This is a genomic window from Burkholderia sp. Nafp2/4-1b (assembly GCF_003635165.1).
Taxonomy (GTDB): Bacteria; Pseudomonadota; Gammaproteobacteria; order Burkholderiales; family Burkholderiaceae; genus Burkholderia.
On record NZ_ML058606.1, the window covers coordinates 73,028 to 87,489 of the forward strand.

A 14,462-nucleotide genomic window follows, 5' to 3' on the forward strand; every position below is an offset into this window, starting at 1 on the left:
AACGCACAATTCAATCGGAGTTCGAATGAAAGACTTGCTGGAGATCGACGGTGCCCGGCTTTGGCAGAGCCTCGCCGACATGGCACGCATCGGCGCGACGCCGCGCGGCGGCGTGCGGCGCCTCGCGCTCACCCACGACGATCGCCGCGGGCGCGACCTGTTCGCGCAGTGGTGCCGCGATGCGGGGATGACGGTGAGCATCGACGCGGTCGGCAACCTGTTCGCGCGGCGCGACGGCGCCGATGCGCAGGCCGCGCCGGTGCTGATCGGCAGCCATCTCGACACGCAGCCCGAAGGCGGGCGCTTCGACGGCGTGTACGGCGTGCTCGCCGCGCTTGAACTCGTGCGCACGCTGAACGATGCGGGCATCGTGACCGACAAGCCGCTCGAGATCGTATCGTGGACCAACGAGGAGGGCGCGCGCTTCGCGCCCGCGATGCTGGGGTCCGCCGTGTTCACGGGTGCGCTGCCGCTTGAAGACGCATTGTCGAAGCAGGACGCCGACGGCATCACGCTCGGCGCCGCGCTGGACGCATGCGGTTATCGCGGTACGCGCGCGCCGGGCGGTGCGGTCGACGCGTATTTCGAAGCGCATATCGAACAGGGGCCGGTGCTCGAGGCGAACGGCACGACGATCGGCGTCGTCACGGGCGGGCAGGCGATCCGCTGGCTCGACGTGAGCGTGACGGGCGTGGCCGCGCATGCGGGCACGACGCCGATGCCGTATCGCAAGGACGCGTACTTCGCGGGCGCGCAGATGGCGCTCGAACTCGAACGGATCGTTGCCGGCTACGCACCGCGCGGGCTCGCGACGATCGGACAGGTCACGATCCGCAACGCGTCGCGCAACACGATCGCCGGCGACGTGACGTTCACCGTCGACTTGCGCCATCACGACGATGCACAAGTCGATGCGATGGAGCGCGACCTGCGCGACGCGTGCACGCGCGTGGCCGCCGCGCGCGGCGTGCAGGTGTCGATCGACACCTGCTGGCGCAGCCCGGCGACGCCGTTCGACCGGGCCTGCGTCGAACTTGTCGCACAGGCGGCTGACGCGTTCGGCTATACGAACGAGCGGATCGTCAGCGGCGCCGGTCACGATGCGATCCTGCTCGCGCGCCGCGTGCCGACCGCGATGGTGTTCATCCCGTGCGTCGACGGGCTGTCGCACAACGAAGCGGAAGATGCGCTGCCCGACGACGTGACGCGCGGCACGAACGTGCTGCTCAATGCGGTGCTCGCGCGTGCCGGTGTCGTGGCGCGCACGGTCGCGACGAACGCTGCGGCCGCGGCAGCACACGACGCATGACGCGGTAACCCGACGAGAACGAACGATGAACACCTATTTCCACCCCGAACAGTTGCTGCACCATCCGCGCACCTACCTGTCGCGCGGCAAGATGCGCGAGCCGCAGGAAGTGCCCGAGCGCGCGGCGCGGCTGGTCGCGGCCGTGCGCGCGCTCGACTTCGACGTGCGCGAGCCGCTCGATCGCGGCACCGCGCCGATCGCGGCCGTGCACGACACGAACTACCTGCGCTTTCTGGAAGAAGCGCACCGCGACTGGAAACGGATGCCCGACGACTGGGGCGACGAAGTGATGTCGAACGTGTTCGTGCGCGATCCGAATCCGCTGCGCGGCGTGCTCGCGAAAGCCGCGCGCTATCTCGCCGATGGCAGTTGCCCGATCGGCGCGAATACGTGGCGTGCCGCGTACTGGTCCGCACAGAGTGCACTCGCGGCCGCGGCGGACGTCAACGACGGCGCGCGCGACGCGTACGCGCTGTGCCGGCCGCCCGGCCATCACGCGCGCCGCGATGCGGCCGGCGGCTTCTGCTACCTGAACAATGCGGCGATCGCCGCGCAGGCGCTGCTCGGTCGCCATCGCCGCGTCGCGATCCTCGACACCGACATGCATCACGGGCAGGGCGTGCAGGAGATCTTCTACGGTCGCGACGACGTGCTGTACGTGTCGATCCACGGCGATCCGACCAATTTCTACCCGGTCGTCGCGGGCTACGAGGAGGAGACGGGCGCGGGGGCCGGCGACGGCTACAACCTGAACCTGCCGATGCCGCACGGTGCACCTGAATCGACGTTCTTCGAGCGGCTCGACGACGCGCTGCGCGCGCTCGCGCGGTTCCAGCCCGATGCGCTCGTGCTCGCGCTCGGCTTCGACATTTACAAGGACGACCCGCAATCGCAGGTCGCCGTCACGACCGACGGCTTCGGGCGGCTCGGCGGCGCGATCGGTGCGCTCGGTTTGCCGACGGTGATCGTGCAGGAAGGCGGTTATCACCTCGAGAGCCTCGATGCGAATGCGCGCGCGTTCTTCGGCGGGTTCGGCTCGGCGCGCTGACGCGTCGTTTTGACGGAGACGCCGGACACCCAGCAATCGACACGACGCCCGCGTCGATTTCCGACGCGGGCGTGGTGTCGATTGCGGTACCGCACATCGGTCCCCACGCCGGTCACGGCGCGGGACGCCGTGCACTTACGAGTTCGCGGCGACCGGCGCGCGGCGGCGCTGCATGACCTGCAGCGCGACCAGCGCGAGCCCTGCCGCGGCAATCAGTCCGCCCACGAGCGGCACCGCCGCGTAGCCGAAGCCGGCCGAGATCGCTGCGCCGCCGGCTGCCGCGCCGAGCGCATTGCCGAGATTGAACGCGCCGATGTTGACGGCCGACGCGAGGCCCGGCGCTTCGTGTGCGGCGCGCATCACGCGCATCTGCAGCGGCGGGACCACCGCGAACGTCGCGACACCCCAGACCAGCAGCGTGACCGCGGCACCGGCATGCGTTTGCGCGAGCAGCGGGAACGCGGCCATCGTCACGATCAGCAGCACCAGGAAGCCGATCAGCGTGCCGTCGAGCGAGCGGTCGGCGAGGCGGCCGCCGGCGATATTGCCGATCGAGAAGCCGACGCCGATCAGCACGAGCATCGCGGTCACGAAGCCGGGCGTCGCACCGGTCACGTGTTCGAGCGTCGGCGCGACGTACGTGTACAGCGTGAACATCGCACCGGCGCCGAGCACCGTGGTCCCGAGCGCGCCGAGCACGACCGGGCGCGTCAGTACCGACAGTTCCGCACGCAGGTTCGGCATCTTGCCGGCCTCGCCCTTCGGCAGCGCGGCGAAGAGGCCGGCGATCGCGATCAGGCCGAGCGCCGCGGTCGCCGCGAACGACATGCGCCAGCCGATCATCTGGCCGAGCCAGGTCGCCGCCGGCACGCCGCCGACGTTCGCGATCGTGAGACCCATGAACATCGTCGCGACCGCGCTGGCCTGTTTGTCGCGCGGCACGAGGCTCGCGGCGACCACCGAGCCGAGCCCGAAGAACGCGCCGTGGTTGAGGCTCGTGACGAGTCGTGCGAGCAGCAGCGTCGTGTAGTCCGGCGCGACGGCCGACAGCAGGTTGCCGATCGTGAAGATCGACATCAGCGCGATCAGTGCCGAGCGGCGCGACCAGCGCGCGAGCAGCAGCGTCATCAGCGGTGCGCCGACCATCACGCCGATCGCGTACGCGCTGATCAGCATGCCGGCCTGCGGAATCGACACGTGCACGCCGTCGGCGATCACCGGCAACAGGCCCATCGGCGAGAACTCGGTCGTGCCGATGCCGAACGCACCGGCGGCGAGCGCGAGCAGCGGCAGCGCGGCGCTGCCGCCCGGGCGGGAAGGAGAAGAAGTCGTGGTGTTCACGCGATGCGCTCCTGTAAGCATGAGGCAACGGCATCGAGCCATTGCGGACAGGGTGAAGTGTGCCCGCAGTACCTTTGCGGAAAAAGCCGCATCGGGGCGAAATTATCTTGATTTCATGTCAACAATGCGCGGTTGGGTCGGCATGCGTGCGCGGCCCGCCGGGGCTTTGCGGCGAGGGGGCGGCGGGCCGCCAGTCGCGCGCCGGGCGGGATGCGTGAGGTATTCCCATGCCGATGCGCGAGCCGGTTGCGCGGCGTACCGGCGAACACGGGGAAGGCCGTCGGCGCTCCCCGGTCTCCGGCCATTGGCCAGTTCAGCCATCAACCGAAGCTGATGCTGATGCTGATGCCGGTGATGGGGCCGCGTGTACCAGCGTTACTGCCCGTTCGCGCGCGGCCTCTCTGCCCGCGTGATCGACTTCAGGTCCGAACAGCGTTTTCTCGACGATGATCGATTCGACGTCGGTGATACCGACGAAGCGCAGCCACGCTTCGAGAAACGGCCGCTGAAAGTCGAACGACGCGGCGGGCGTGCTGGATTGCGTCGAATAGTCGAGGCCTCTTGCATAGATCACGACGGCTTTCTTGCCGTTCAGCAATCCCGCTAACCCACGCTCGTCGAATGAGAAGAGCAGGCCGCGGTGGGACACGGCGTCGATGAAATGCTTGAGCTTGTATGGGATGGAAAAATTCCACAGCGGCACGGAGAACAGCAACGTATCCGCGTCGTGCATCCGCTGCGCGAGCTGCCGGAAGCCTGCCCATGCTTGCTGCTGGCCTTCGCTGAGCGGTGTGCCGCTCAAGTCCGCGTATTTGGCATCGAGCGCATCGCCGTCGAGTTCCGGCAATGGCGTCGCCCACAGGTCGAGCACGTCGACCCGATGATCCGGATGCGCGTTGCGCCAGGCTTCCAGATACGCGCGTGCGACGTCGAGTGATGCGGACCGCGACTTGCGCGGGGAGGACTGGATATGCAGCAAGGTCGACATGAAAAAACTCCTGACGGGTTGACGGTCCTCATCAGAACATAGTTCGATTCGAAATATAAACGAAGTATCATCGCGGTACTCAGTAGAATTCGCACTGTATTGCGGGGCATCCCATGTTCGATACCGTTTTGCTGCGCTCTTTCGTGGCCGTCGTCCAGGAAGGCGGGTTCACGCATGCCGCGGCCCGTCTGAACCTGACGCAGTCCGCGGTCAGCGCGCATCTGCGGCGCCTGGAAAAACAGACCGGCCGCGACCTGCTCGTGCGCACCACGCGCTCGGTCACGCTTACGGTGGACGGCGAACTGCTGCTGGGCTACGCGCGCGCCATCCTCGCGCTCAATCAGGATGCGCGGGCGCAACTGCTGCGCGAACCGAGCGCGGGCACGATCCGCGTGGGTCTGTCGGAAGACCTCGCCAATGTCAGGTTGATGCATGTGATGCAGGCGTTTGCCGCGCGGTACCCGCGCATCGAATTCAGCATCAGAGTCGGTATCCCGGGCGAACTGCTCCAGGCGCTGGATCGCGGTGAACTGGATGTGGTGATGGGCGGACGCTGCCACGACGGGCGGGCCGGACGCGTGCTCTGGCGCGAGTCGCTTGTGTGGGCCGGTGCGGATTGGGCGTCGCTCACGCCTGGCGTACCGGTGCCGATCGCGCTGCTGCCGGAACCCTGCCCGTATCGTGAGGCCTCGCTGGCAGCACTGGCCCGTGCGGGCGTGGATTACCGGATCGTGCTCGTGTGCCCGAGCGGCGCCGGCCTGTGCGCGGCCGCACACGCGGGCTTTGCGGTGACACCGATCGTGCACACACAACTTGCGCACGGCTTGCGTGCGATCCCGCCGGATGCCGGCCTGCCGGCCCTGCCCGATGTCGAGTTCACGATGTTCGCGGCGCCTGGCGCGTCGGCCCGGGTTGTCGATGAACTCGGCAACGCGATCGTGTTGGCATTCGCGCACCGGGGATGACGACGGTCATCGCGGCGACAGGGCCGGGATTGTCGCGGCCAGCGGCACACGCATCGTCATCGGCTCACGAAATTCCACGAAGAACCAAAAAAAACCCCGGTCACAGGGGGACCGTGACCGGGGCGGAAAGGCATCCTCTCTTTGGCACGAGGGTTGGATGCGGGCGCAGTATATTTCGGGGCATAACATTTCGATATGACGTTAAACGGCCGTTTTTGGTGCCAATTTAAAAATAGCGGCGTCGCTGCGTCCGTTAGCATCGCTTCGAAAGATCGTTCGTCTGTTCAAACGGACGTTTGAGGCGAACGTTTGAGGCGTGATGGCAGCGGAGCGGAATATCGTGCGACGCCGGCGCGCAAGCGGGGGCGCATCGACGGTTGCACGACGCCGCGAAATCCGTCGATGGCGCGCGGGCCGCGCCTGCCCGCCGGCAGGTCAGTCCGCGAGGCCGGTCGCCTCGCGCACGGCGTCGATGAACCGCGCGACGACGGGAGAGGCCGGCTTTGCCGCGCCGTCGAACACGAACTCGATGTCGAAGCGGCTCGCGAGCTCGTCGAGCGCGACGAGGCGCACCGTACGCGGGCACGTCGGCGACGCGCTTTCCGGGATGAACGCGCAACCCATGCCGGCCGCGACGAGCCCGATCAACGTCGGGATGTCGCTGCCGACCTGCGCAATGCGCGGCGTGAAGCCGGCCCGTTCGCACTGCGCCATCAGGAAGCGGTGGTGCGCGGCGGAGCGCTGCGCATCGAACCACACGAACGGTTCGTGCGCGACGTCGGCGAGCGTGCGCGGCGCGTGAAAGCGCCCGCCCGGCGGTGCTGGCATCGCGAGCACGAAGCGGTCGCTCAACAGCCGCACGCCGGAAAGATGCGGCGCCTCGTCGCGGCGCCACGCCATGATGCCGCCGTCGAGCTGGCCGCGCGTGAGCGCCGCCGCCTGTTCGGCCGACAGCATCGGCGCGATCGACAACTTCACGTCCGGACTCGCGTCGCGAAACGCTTTCAGCACGTTCGCGACGACCGGCAGCGGCAGGCAGTTCGGCAGCGCACCGAGTCGCAGTTCGCCAAGCTGGCCGGCCGCGCTGCGCAACGCGCGTTCGCGGCTGTCCTGCAGCGTCGCAAGCAGGCCGGTTGCATCCTGCAGGAAGCTCGCGCCGGCCGCCGTGAGCGTGACGCCCGTCGCGCGGCGGATCAGCAGCGGCGTGCCGATCGCGTCCTCGAGCTCGCGGATCTGCCGCGACAGCGCGGGCTGCACGATGCCCGCCGCGCGCGCGCCGGCCATCACGCTGCCGGCTTGCGCGACCGCGACGAAGTAACGCAGGTGACGCAGTTCGATCTGGCGCATGCGATGTCGATTCCGGTATTGATGCGATGGGTATGCCTGCAGAGCATAGCAAACACCATTCGATGGTATTGGAAGGCATGGCCGGCGTGCCGTACGATGGTCGCCGTTGCCGGGCCTGTTCGCAGGTCGCGTGCGTTGCCTGGCGCTTCCCTTGTCCCGATCCTGTCCCGCACCATGCCGCTTCATATTCCGACCCCCTATGTCCGTTCGCAGATCGCGTCGCGCCGTCTCGGCGCGAACATCTGGCTGAAGCTCGACGCGTTGCAGCCGTCCGGTTCGTTCAAGTTGCGCGGCATCGGGGCGGCGTGCGAAGCGCGCCATGCGGGCGGCGCGCGCCGGTTCGTGTCATCGTCGGGCGGCAATGCGGGCATCGCGGTCGCGTATTGCGGCCGCGAGCTCGGCGTGCCGGTGCTCGTCGTCGTGCCGGAAAGCGCGTCGGCCCGCGCGCGCGAGCTGATCCGCGTCGAGGGGGCGGAGGTCGTCGTGCACGGCGCGAGCTGGGCCGAGGCGAATGCGTTCGCGCTGTCCGTCGTTGGAGCGCAGGACGCGTTCGTGCATCCGTTCGACGACCCGGTGCTGTGGCAAGGGCACGCGACGATGATCGACGAGATGGCGGCGACCGGCCCGAAGCCCGACGCGGTCGTGCTCGCGGTCGGCGGAGGCGGCCTGCTGTGCGGGGTGCTCGAGGGGCTTGAGCGCAACGGCTGGCACGACGTGCCGGTCGTCGCGGTCGAGACCGAAGGCGCCGACAGCTACGCGCGCTCGATCGCGCAGGGCCACGCGATCGAATTGCCTGCGATCACGAGCATTGCGACGTCGCTCGGCGCGAAGCGGCCGTGCGACGCGGCGCTCGACTGGGCGACGCGGCATGCGATCCATCCGGTCGTCGTGTCCGATGCGCAGGCGGTGGCCGCATCGCTGCGGTTTCTGGACGAACACCGGATCCTCGTCGAACCGGCCTGCGGCGCCGCGCTGGCCGCGCTCGAACAGCCGGTGCCGGTGCTCGCTTCGGCATCCGATATCGCGGTAATCGTGTGCGGCGGCGTGACGGCGACGGTCGAGCAGATGCAGGCATCGAGTGCGACGTTGCGGTAATGCGGTAACGCGGCAACGCGGAGCGCTTGTGACAGCGATCGAATGCAGATTCGTTGGCCGGCGATGGCGCGGAAGAAGAACCTGAGCTGGGACGGCGGGTGGTCGGCAGAGGGCGGGAGCGTCGCGCGCTAGTCAGCGAAATCGGGAATCGGCGCTATCTTCCCTCGATGTCACGACGGACGTGTGCAGCGGATGGCGGGAGGCGCGGCGAGCTCGCCCGAGAATGCAGGGTGGGAAGGGGACGTATCGACATATCGCGCGCCGCACGCGACAAGCGTGCGGGGCGGGACCACGTTTGCGTGATCAGTTCGTGCCTGGCGCGCTCGCCCCAGCCGGTGCGGACGACGCGACGGAATCGGCGGCGGCAGGAGCGGACGGCTTGTCCGCCGGCGCAGGAGCAGCGCTCGAAGGCGCCGCGGATGTGGATGCTGCACGCGCAGGCGCCGCGACGGCCGGCGCCGGTGCGGCCAGCGCGACAGCCGCGACCGATGCCGAAGCAGCTGCCGGGGCAGACGCGGGTGCGGAAGCGGGTGCGGAAGCGGGTGCCGAAGTGGAAGCCGGCATCGAAGCCGAAGCCGGCGCCGAAGCCGGTGTGGGACTCGAAGCCGGCGCCGAAGCCGGTGCCGGACCCGAAGCAGGCGCAGAACCTGCGCCAGGCGCGGCCGGCGGCACGACACCGCGCATCGTCCCGGGCGCGACCACGGCCGATGCCGCGGCGGGCGCGGCCGGCACGACCGGTGTGCCCGCAGCCGGCGCGACGCTCGGCACCGCAAGCGGCACCGGCGCGGCGGGCGGCGTCGGCACGACCGGCGTCGTCATCTTCATCGGCTCGCCCTGCGGCGTCGGGGCCGGTTCGGGCAGCGGCGCGACGTGCTCCTTCTCCGCTGCCTTCACGGTCGCGCGATCGCGGCGGGCCGGATCGATCTTCAGGAAATGCTCGACGAGATTGAAGAAGCGCTCGTAGAACACGCCGGCGGGAATCGTTTCGCTTGCGGTCTTCACCAGCGCGTCGTCACTCGACCCGATCGGCAGCGACAGCGAGCCGAACACACTGAGCCCGACGCTCGCCGACGTGTTCGACTTCTTCAGTGTGTAGCGATCCTGCACTGCGTTCACGTACGCGATGCTCGACGAGCCGTCGGCGGTCGCATCCGCGCACACGACGTGAAACTCGATCACGACGTGCATGTCGTTGTTCGGCTGGAAATTCTTGCTGCCGTCGACCGCATCGTTGCGCGACGACGACACCACATAGCCCTGGCTCAGCAGCGCGCGCCGCGCGGCCTCGCAGGCCGCGTCGGATTTCGAGCGAAACGTGTGCGCATACGGGCTGCTGGTCGCGTCGAACTGTTCCTGCTGGTAGATCGGCTTGGGCGGCGACGAGCACGCTGCCAGCACGGTCGCGGCCGCGAGCGCGCACGAAACGGAAAACAGGCGAAATCGGTTGTGCATGGCGTCTTTCAAAAGGCTAGGCGAGATGCCGCGCGGGTTGCGGGCGCCGCACTCGCAGGCCGCGCAACGGCGGTGCCTGGTCGTAGGCACATGGCAATCTCGTATGGCCGGGCCGTCATTATAGTTTCGTTTGATGTCGCGCTCGCTTCAGGCGGCCGGCGCCGGCCGCGCGGCGGCGAGCAATTGCGACGCGAGCGGATGGTGTTCGCCGCGCCGCGAGCGGATCGCATGGATCTCCTCGGTCACGTCGCCGGCCCGGCCGAGCCGGCGCAGCCCGCGCAGCAGCGACGCGTCGTTCGCGCCGAGTTCACTGAGCGGAAACACGCCGAGGCCGCGCGCCGCGAACACGGCCATCAGCGCGCTGTCCTCGAATTCCCCGGCGATGCGCGGCACGACCCGTTCGCGCTCCAGCCACAGGTCCAGCCGTGCGCGCAGCGCCGAATGCGCGGTCGGCAGCAGCACCGGCAACTCGGCGAGGCACTGCGGAAAGCGCTGCCGCGCGGTGGGCGTGACGAGTGCCGCGGGGCCATACCAGTCGACCGGCGACGCGACGAGCCGCTCGCTCGTCACGCGCAAATTCGACCCCGATGGCGCGCCTTGGCCGGCGAGCACCAGATCGAGGTGATGCAGGGCCAGTTCGGCCAGCAGCGCGTCGTGCTCGCCCTCGTGGCACAGCAGCCGGAGCGTCGGCGTATCGAGCACCGGCGCGAGGATCGCATGGGCGGCGAGCTTGGAAATCCCGTCCGCGAGGCCGACGGCGAGCCGCACGGTCGGCTGGCTCGCCGCCGCGCGCACTTCGTCCGGAATCAGCCGGCCCATCTCGAAGATGACCTCCGCGCGTGCGTACGCGGCCTGACCCGCGTCGGTCATCGCGACGCCGCGCCCGGCCGGGCGGAGCAGCTGGTGGCCGAGCGATTTTTCCAGTTCGCGGACCTGCGCGCTGATCGTCTGCACGGCCATGTCGAGCCGCTCTGCGGCGCGCGCGAAGCCGCCTTCCTTCACGACGACCCAGAAATAGTACAAATGTCGGAAATTCAGCATCGGATCGATACTTCGTAAAAACCGAACCAAAGATCAGATTGTCACTGATTTTTACGAAGTCATGGGCCACCTATCATCGGGCTTTCCACCTTCGAATCGGCCCTTTTCATGGACTACCTGCTGACGCTTGCCGCCGACCCCGCCGTCTGGGCCGCGCTGCTCACGCTCGTCGTGATGGAAGTCGTGCTCGGCATCGACAACCTGATCTTCATCTCCATCCTCAGCAACAAGCTGCCCGAAGCGCAGCGCGCACGCACGCAGCGCCTCGGTATCGCGCTCGCGCTCGTGATGCGCCTCGCGCTGCTCGGCAGCGTCGCGTGGATCGCGAGCCTGACCGAACCCGTGTTCACGCTGTTCGATCACGCGTTCTCGTGGCGCGACATGATCCTGCTGTCCGGCGGCCTGTTCCTCGTATGGAAGGCGACCACCGAGATGCATCACCACGTGTCGCACGACGGCGACGCCGCAGGCGGAGCCGGCGGCGCGGCCGGCCTGACGGTGTGGGCCGCGATCGGCCAGATCGTGATGCTCGACATCGTGTTCTCGATCGACAGCATCGTGACCGCGATCGGCATGACCGAGCACATCCCGATCATGTTCGTTGCGGTGATCGTCGCGGTGACCGTGATGCTGTTCGCCGCGCAGCCGCTCGCACGCTTCATCGACCGCAACCCGACCGTCGTGATGCTCGCGCTGTCGTTCCTGGTCGTGATCGGCATGACGCTGATCGCGGAAGGCTTCGGTTCGCATGTGCCGAAGGGCTACATCTACGCGGCGATGGCGTTCTCGGCGTTCGTCGAGGGCATGAACATGCTGGCGCGGCGTGCGAAGGCGAAGCGCGCGGCGCGCGCCGATGGTCGCTGAGCAAGCGGGCGGGGGAGGCTCCGCCCTTGTTTCGGAATTCTCAATGAAAGGAGAAGCGCGATGAAATGTCCCGTCTGCAAGACGCCCGACCTGCTGATGGCCGAGCGCCAGTCGATCGAGATCGACTACTGTCCGACCTGCCGCGGCGTGTGGCTCGATCGCGGCGAACTCGACAAGCTGATCGCACGCGAAACCGGCGATGCGCCGACGCGCCGCGACGAGCCGCCCGCCCGTCACGATGCGCAGGCGTCGCACGCTCGAGACGATGGCTGGGGGCGCGATGGCCGCTCGCATGATGATCGTTACCGGCACGACGGCCGGCGCCGCAAGAAGTCGGTGTTCGACCTGTTCGATTTCGATTGAAGGTTGAACGTCGACCATCGAACGTCGAACGCGGCGGAGCACACGCACCGCATCGCATGTCGACAAAAAGCCCCGCCCGGCGTCATGCCCGGCGGGGCGTTTTCATGTTTTCATGCGCGCCGCGCAACCAACCCGCGTCGGCGCTTACGCGTTGCCGGCCGTCACGTCGATGCGGCGCGGGCGCGTTTCCTCGCGGCGGGGAATCGTCAACGTGAGCACGCCGTCGCGCAGGCTCGCGTCGATCCGCGATGTGTCGAGATCGGGGCTCAGCACGAACGTGCGCGCGTAGCGCGGCGCGCGCACTTCCGCATGGCGCACGCGCAGCCCGGCGGGTGTGTCGACGCGCGTGTCGGCTTCGATCGTCAGCGTGTTGTCGTGCACCTTCACGTCGAGGTTCTCGCGCGGCACGCCCGGCAGGTCGGCGCGCAGCGTGACGCGCTGCCGGTCTTCGACGATGTCGACGGCCGGCGTGATCGCGGGCCGGCGTGCCGGCTCGGCGGCAGCAGTAGCAGCGGGGAACGCGGCACCGTTCTGGCGTTCGGTCAGGGTCTGGCTCGTATGCATGTCGTTCTCCTGAAGGTTATTGAACGGTGATCGCACGCGGCTTCGATGCCTCGCGTCGCCCGACGCGAATCAGCAGGCAGCCGTTTTCATAGCGGGCGGTGACCTGGTCGGCATCCGCATTCTGCGGCAGCTCGACCACGCGGCGGAACGCGCCGTGAAACCGCTCCTGCGCATAGGTGCGCACGTCGTCGCCGGCGTCGTGCGGCGCGGGCTTGCGCTCGCCGCTGATCGTCAGCAGGTCCTTGTCGATCGACACGTCGAAGTCGGCCGCGGCCATGCCGGGCGCGAATGCGACGATCTCGATCGCATCGTCGGTCGCGCCGACGTTCAGCGCGGGAAACGTGCCCGTCCGCACCGCGCGGATGCCGGCCGGAAGCTCGCCGAGCCGGCTCGCCATCTGCCGCTGCACGCGGGCGAATTCGTCGAACAGGTCGTGGCCGAAATGGATACCGCTCATGAAGGTCCTCCGGAACAGGAAACGCGAAGCACGCGACGACGCGACGCCGATGGCGAGCGCGATGCGCGGATTTCCGCTGAGTCGAAACAGGGGCAGTGCGCATGACGGGCACTGCCTGGCAACGGGTAATTAGAGGTCGCCGCAGCGGTTTTCAAGAGGGCATGTGCAATTTGCAGCGACGCGTGACGACGCGAATCGATGCGATTCGATGCGACAATCGTCGCGCCATCCACAGACCACGGAGACGGAACGGACATGGACATTCAACGCATCGCGATCGTCGGGGCCGGCGTGATCGGCGCGAGCTGGGCAGCTTTCTATCTGTCGAAGGGCTTCGATGTCGTCGCGACCGATCCCGCGCCGCAGGCCGACGCGCGGCTGCGCGACGCGCTCGCCGCGTTTCTCGGCGAGCGGGCCGCCGAACTTTCCGCGCGGCTGTCGTTCGACGCGGATCTCGTGCGCGCGCTCGACGGTGTCGATTTCGTGCAGGAAAACGGCCCCGAGCGGCTCGACCTGAAGCGCGAGCTGTACCGTCGGATGGACGACGTGCTGCCCGCGAGCGTGCCGATTGCGTCGAGCTCGTCGGGCCTGAAGATGTCCGAGATCCAGACCGCATGCGACAAGCATCCGGAGCGCTGCCTGATCGCGCATCCGTTCAATCCGCCGCACCTGATTCCGCTCGTCGAGCTGGTCGGCGGCGACGCGACGGCTCCAGACGTGATCGCGCGCGTGAAGGATTTCTACGACGCGCTCGGCAAGCAGACCATCGTGCTCAACAAGGAAATGACCGGCCACGTCGCGAACCGGCTCGCGGCCGCGCTGTTTCGCGAGGTGTACCACCTCGTCGGCGAAGGCGTGGTGAGCGTCGCCGATGCGGACAAGGCGGTCGCGTGGGGCCCGGGCCTGCGCTGGGGGCTGATGGGGCAGTGCCTGACCTATCACCTCGGCGGCGGTACGGGCGGCATCGTGCACTTCCTCGAACACCTGTCGGGGCCGATCACGACGTGGTGGGACGACCTCGGCACGCCGTCGTTCGACCCGGCCGTCGATCGCAAGCTGAACGACGAACTGCGCGCGATCCAGGGCGAGCGTTCGATGCAGGAACTGGCGGCCGAGCGCGACCGGTTGCTCGTCGAACTGATCGACGCGCGGCGCCGCAGCTTCCTGCCCTGAGCGCCGTCGTCGCGCCGGGCCGCGGCCAGGCCGCGAAACGCTATTGCTGCGTGGTCGTGCGCGGTGCCGGCGGTGTTTGCGCGAGCCACGCGGGCTGCACGGCCTGCACCAGCTCGCGATTGCGGGCGCGTGTCGCCGCATTCGGCGGATAGTTGCCGTCGTTGGTCGGGAGTTCGCCATCGAGATAGGCTTGCCTCAACTGCGCGACGACTTCCTCTCGCGTGAGGCGCTGCGCGGGCGTGGCGGCATCGGTTTGCGCAAAGGCGGGGGACAGCAGCGCGGCTGCGGCGGTCGCGACGGCGAATCGCAAGACGTTCATGGTGGGGCTCCGATCGAAGGGACGTGACAGCGGACGCGCGGCACGCTGCCGCGCATTCCGATGGGTCCCATTGTCGCGAGCGGGCACTGCGCAGACGCTGACGCGTTCCGGGCAACGCCGTCAGTTGCGCGTGAAT

15 protein-coding genes are annotated in these 14,462 nt (G+C 68.4%); 7 read left to right on the forward strand and 8 right to left on the reverse strand.

Going from position 1 to position 14,462, the window contains the following annotated elements:
- The first annotated feature begins 25 nt into the window (after nucleotides 1-25).
- Both C7H84_RS16280 and C7H84_RS16285 read left to right on the forward strand, forming a co-directional pair.
- A complete protein-coding gene (locus C7H84_RS16280) occupies nucleotides 26-1,309 on the forward strand; it encodes a Zn-dependent hydrolase (protein ID WP_121859742.1) in 1,284 nt (427 codons plus the stop codon).
- Nucleotides 1,310-1,334: 25 nt separating this feature from the next.
- The gene (locus C7H84_RS16285; RefSeq protein WP_121859743.1) at nucleotides 1,335-2,357 is read left to right on the forward strand and encodes a histone deacetylase family protein; all 1,023 of its coding nucleotides are present in this window, start codon (nucleotides 1,335-1,337) and stop codon (nucleotides 2,355-2,357) included.
- Nucleotides 2,358-2,492: 135 nt separating this feature from the next.
- On the opposite strand, the gene C7H84_RS16290 is transcribed toward C7H84_RS16285, so the two are convergent.
- Nucleotides 2,493-3,698 (reverse strand): MFS transporter, encoded by a 1,206-nt coding sequence (locus tag C7H84_RS16290; protein WP_121859744.1) that lies wholly within the window; start codon nucleotides 3,696-3,698, stop codon nucleotides 2,493-2,495.
- Nucleotides 3,699-4,011: 313 nt separating this feature from the next.
- Nucleotides 4,012-4,686, reverse strand: a complete 675-nt coding sequence (locus tag C7H84_RS16295) for an NAD(P)H-dependent oxidoreductase (RefSeq protein WP_121859745.1) — start codon at nucleotides 4,684-4,686, stop codon at nucleotides 4,012-4,014.
- A gap of 113 nt (nucleotides 4,687-4,799) precedes the next feature.
- Between C7H84_RS16295 and C7H84_RS16300 the strand changes: the two genes are divergently transcribed.
- The gene (locus tag C7H84_RS16300) at nucleotides 4,800-5,651 is read left to right on the forward strand and encodes a LysR substrate-binding domain-containing protein (RefSeq protein ID WP_121859746.1); all 852 of its coding nucleotides are present in this window, start codon (nucleotides 4,800-4,802) and stop codon (nucleotides 5,649-5,651) included.
- A gap of 435 nt (nucleotides 5,652-6,086) precedes the next feature.
- On the opposite strand, the gene C7H84_RS16305 is transcribed toward C7H84_RS16300, so the two are convergent.
- On the reverse strand, nucleotides 6,087-6,998 hold the full coding sequence (locus C7H84_RS16305; RefSeq protein ID WP_121859747.1) for a LysR family transcriptional regulator: 912 nt from the start codon (nucleotides 6,996-6,998) through the stop codon (nucleotides 6,087-6,089).
- Nucleotides 6,999-7,172: 174 nt separating this feature from the next.
- On the opposite strand from C7H84_RS16305, the gene C7H84_RS16310 reads away from it, so the two are divergent.
- Nucleotides 7,173-8,093 (forward strand): pyridoxal-phosphate dependent enzyme, encoded by a 921-nt coding sequence (locus tag C7H84_RS16310; protein WP_121859748.1) that lies wholly within the window; start codon nucleotides 7,173-7,175, stop codon nucleotides 8,091-8,093.
- Nucleotides 8,094-8,396: 303 nt separating this feature from the next.
- On the opposite strand, the gene C7H84_RS16315 is transcribed toward C7H84_RS16310, so the two are convergent.
- A complete protein-coding gene (locus C7H84_RS16315; RefSeq protein WP_121859749.1) occupies nucleotides 8,397-9,545 on the reverse strand; it encodes a DUF2242 domain-containing protein in 1,149 nt (382 codons plus the stop codon).
- Between the two features lie 147 nt (nucleotides 9,546-9,692).
- A complete protein-coding gene (locus C7H84_RS16320; protein WP_121859750.1) occupies nucleotides 9,693-10,586 on the reverse strand; it encodes a LysR family transcriptional regulator in 894 nt (297 codons plus the stop codon).
- Between the two features lie 108 nt (nucleotides 10,587-10,694).
- Between C7H84_RS16320 and C7H84_RS16325 the strand changes: the two genes are divergently transcribed.
- Nucleotides 10,695-11,450 (forward strand): TerC family protein, encoded by a 756-nt coding sequence (locus tag C7H84_RS16325; RefSeq protein ID WP_121859751.1) that lies wholly within the window; start codon nucleotides 10,695-10,697, stop codon nucleotides 11,448-11,450.
- Between the two features lie 60 nt (nucleotides 11,451-11,510).
- The gene (locus C7H84_RS16330; protein ID WP_121859752.1) at nucleotides 11,511-11,813 is read left to right on the forward strand and encodes a zf-TFIIB domain-containing protein; all 303 of its coding nucleotides are present in this window, start codon (nucleotides 11,511-11,513) and stop codon (nucleotides 11,811-11,813) included.
- Between the two features lie 144 nt (nucleotides 11,814-11,957).
- On the opposite strand, the gene C7H84_RS16335 is transcribed toward C7H84_RS16330, so the two are convergent.
- Nucleotides 11,958-12,377: an Hsp20/alpha crystallin family protein gene (locus tag C7H84_RS16335; RefSeq protein ID WP_121859753.1), complete on the reverse strand. Its 420-nt coding sequence runs from the start codon at nucleotides 12,375-12,377 to the stop codon at nucleotides 11,958-11,960.
- 16 nt (nucleotides 12,378-12,393) lie between these two features.
- Nucleotides 12,394-12,834 carry an Hsp20/alpha crystallin family protein gene (locus C7H84_RS16340; protein WP_121859754.1) on the reverse strand — a complete coding sequence of 147 codons (441 nt, stop codon included), beginning with the start codon at nucleotides 12,832-12,834 and terminating at the stop codon, nucleotides 12,394-12,396.
- 255 nt (nucleotides 12,835-13,089) lie between these two features.
- Here C7H84_RS16340 and C7H84_RS16345 point away from each other — a divergent pair, with 255 nt between their 5' ends.
- Complete coding sequence (locus C7H84_RS16345) at nucleotides 13,090-14,007, forward strand: 3-hydroxyacyl-CoA dehydrogenase NAD-binding domain-containing protein (RefSeq protein WP_121859755.1); 918 nt, start codon at nucleotides 13,090-13,092, stop codon at nucleotides 14,005-14,007.
- Nucleotides 14,008-14,047: 40 nt separating this feature from the next.
- On the opposite strand, the gene C7H84_RS16350 is transcribed toward C7H84_RS16345, so the two are convergent.
- A complete protein-coding gene (locus tag C7H84_RS16350; RefSeq protein ID WP_121859756.1) occupies nucleotides 14,048-14,326 on the reverse strand; it encodes a DUF4148 domain-containing protein in 279 nt (92 codons plus the stop codon).
- Nucleotides 14,327-14,462 lie beyond the last annotated feature (136 nt).

What these genes read in the sequence shown, in the direction of transcription:
- C7H84_RS16280 (WP_121859742.1), top strand. Translation starts at nt 26, where the DNA reads ATGAAAGACTTGCTGGAGATCGACGGTGCCCGGCTTTGGCAGAGCCTC.
- C7H84_RS16285 (WP_121859743.1), top strand. Translation starts at nt 1,335, where the DNA reads ATGAACACCTATTTCCACCCCGAACAGTTGCTGCACCATCCGCGCACC.
- C7H84_RS16295 (WP_121859745.1), bottom strand. Translation starts at nt 4,686, where the DNA reads ATGTCGACCTTGCTGCATATCCAGTCCTCCCCGCGCAAGTCGCGGTCC.
- C7H84_RS16300 (WP_121859746.1), top strand. Translation starts at nt 4,800, where the DNA reads ATGTTCGATACCGTTTTGCTGCGCTCTTTCGTGGCCGTCGTCCAGGAA.
- C7H84_RS16305 (WP_121859747.1), bottom strand. Translation starts at nt 6,998, where the DNA reads ATGCGCCAGATCGAACTGCGTCACCTGCGTTACTTCGTCGCGGTCGCG.
- C7H84_RS16310 (WP_121859748.1), top strand. Translation starts at nt 7,173, where the DNA reads ATGCCGCTTCATATTCCGACCCCCTATGTCCGTTCGCAGATCGCGTCG.
- C7H84_RS16315 (WP_121859749.1), bottom strand. Translation starts at nt 9,545, where the DNA reads ATGCACAACCGATTTCGCCTGTTTTCCGTTTCGTGCGCGCTCGCGGCC.
- C7H84_RS16320 (WP_121859750.1), bottom strand. Translation starts at nt 10,586, where the DNA reads ATGCTGAATTTCCGACATTTGTACTATTTCTGGGTCGTCGTGAAGGAA.
- C7H84_RS16325 (WP_121859751.1), top strand. Translation starts at nt 10,695, where the DNA reads ATGGACTACCTGCTGACGCTTGCCGCCGACCCCGCCGTCTGGGCCGCG.
- C7H84_RS16330 (WP_121859752.1), top strand. Translation starts at nt 11,511, where the DNA reads ATGAAATGTCCCGTCTGCAAGACGCCCGACCTGCTGATGGCCGAGCGC.
- C7H84_RS16335 (WP_121859753.1), bottom strand. Translation starts at nt 12,377, where the DNA reads ATGCATACGAGCCAGACCCTGACCGAACGCCAGAACGGTGCCGCGTTC.
- C7H84_RS16340 (WP_121859754.1), bottom strand. Translation starts at nt 12,834, where the DNA reads ATGAGCGGTATCCATTTCGGCCACGACCTGTTCGACGAATTCGCCCGC.
- C7H84_RS16345 (WP_121859755.1), top strand. Translation starts at nt 13,090, where the DNA reads ATGGACATTCAACGCATCGCGATCGTCGGGGCCGGCGTGATCGGCGCG.
- C7H84_RS16350 (WP_121859756.1), bottom strand. Translation starts at nt 14,326, where the DNA reads ATGAACGTCTTGCGATTCGCCGTCGCGACCGCCGCAGCCGCGCTGCTG.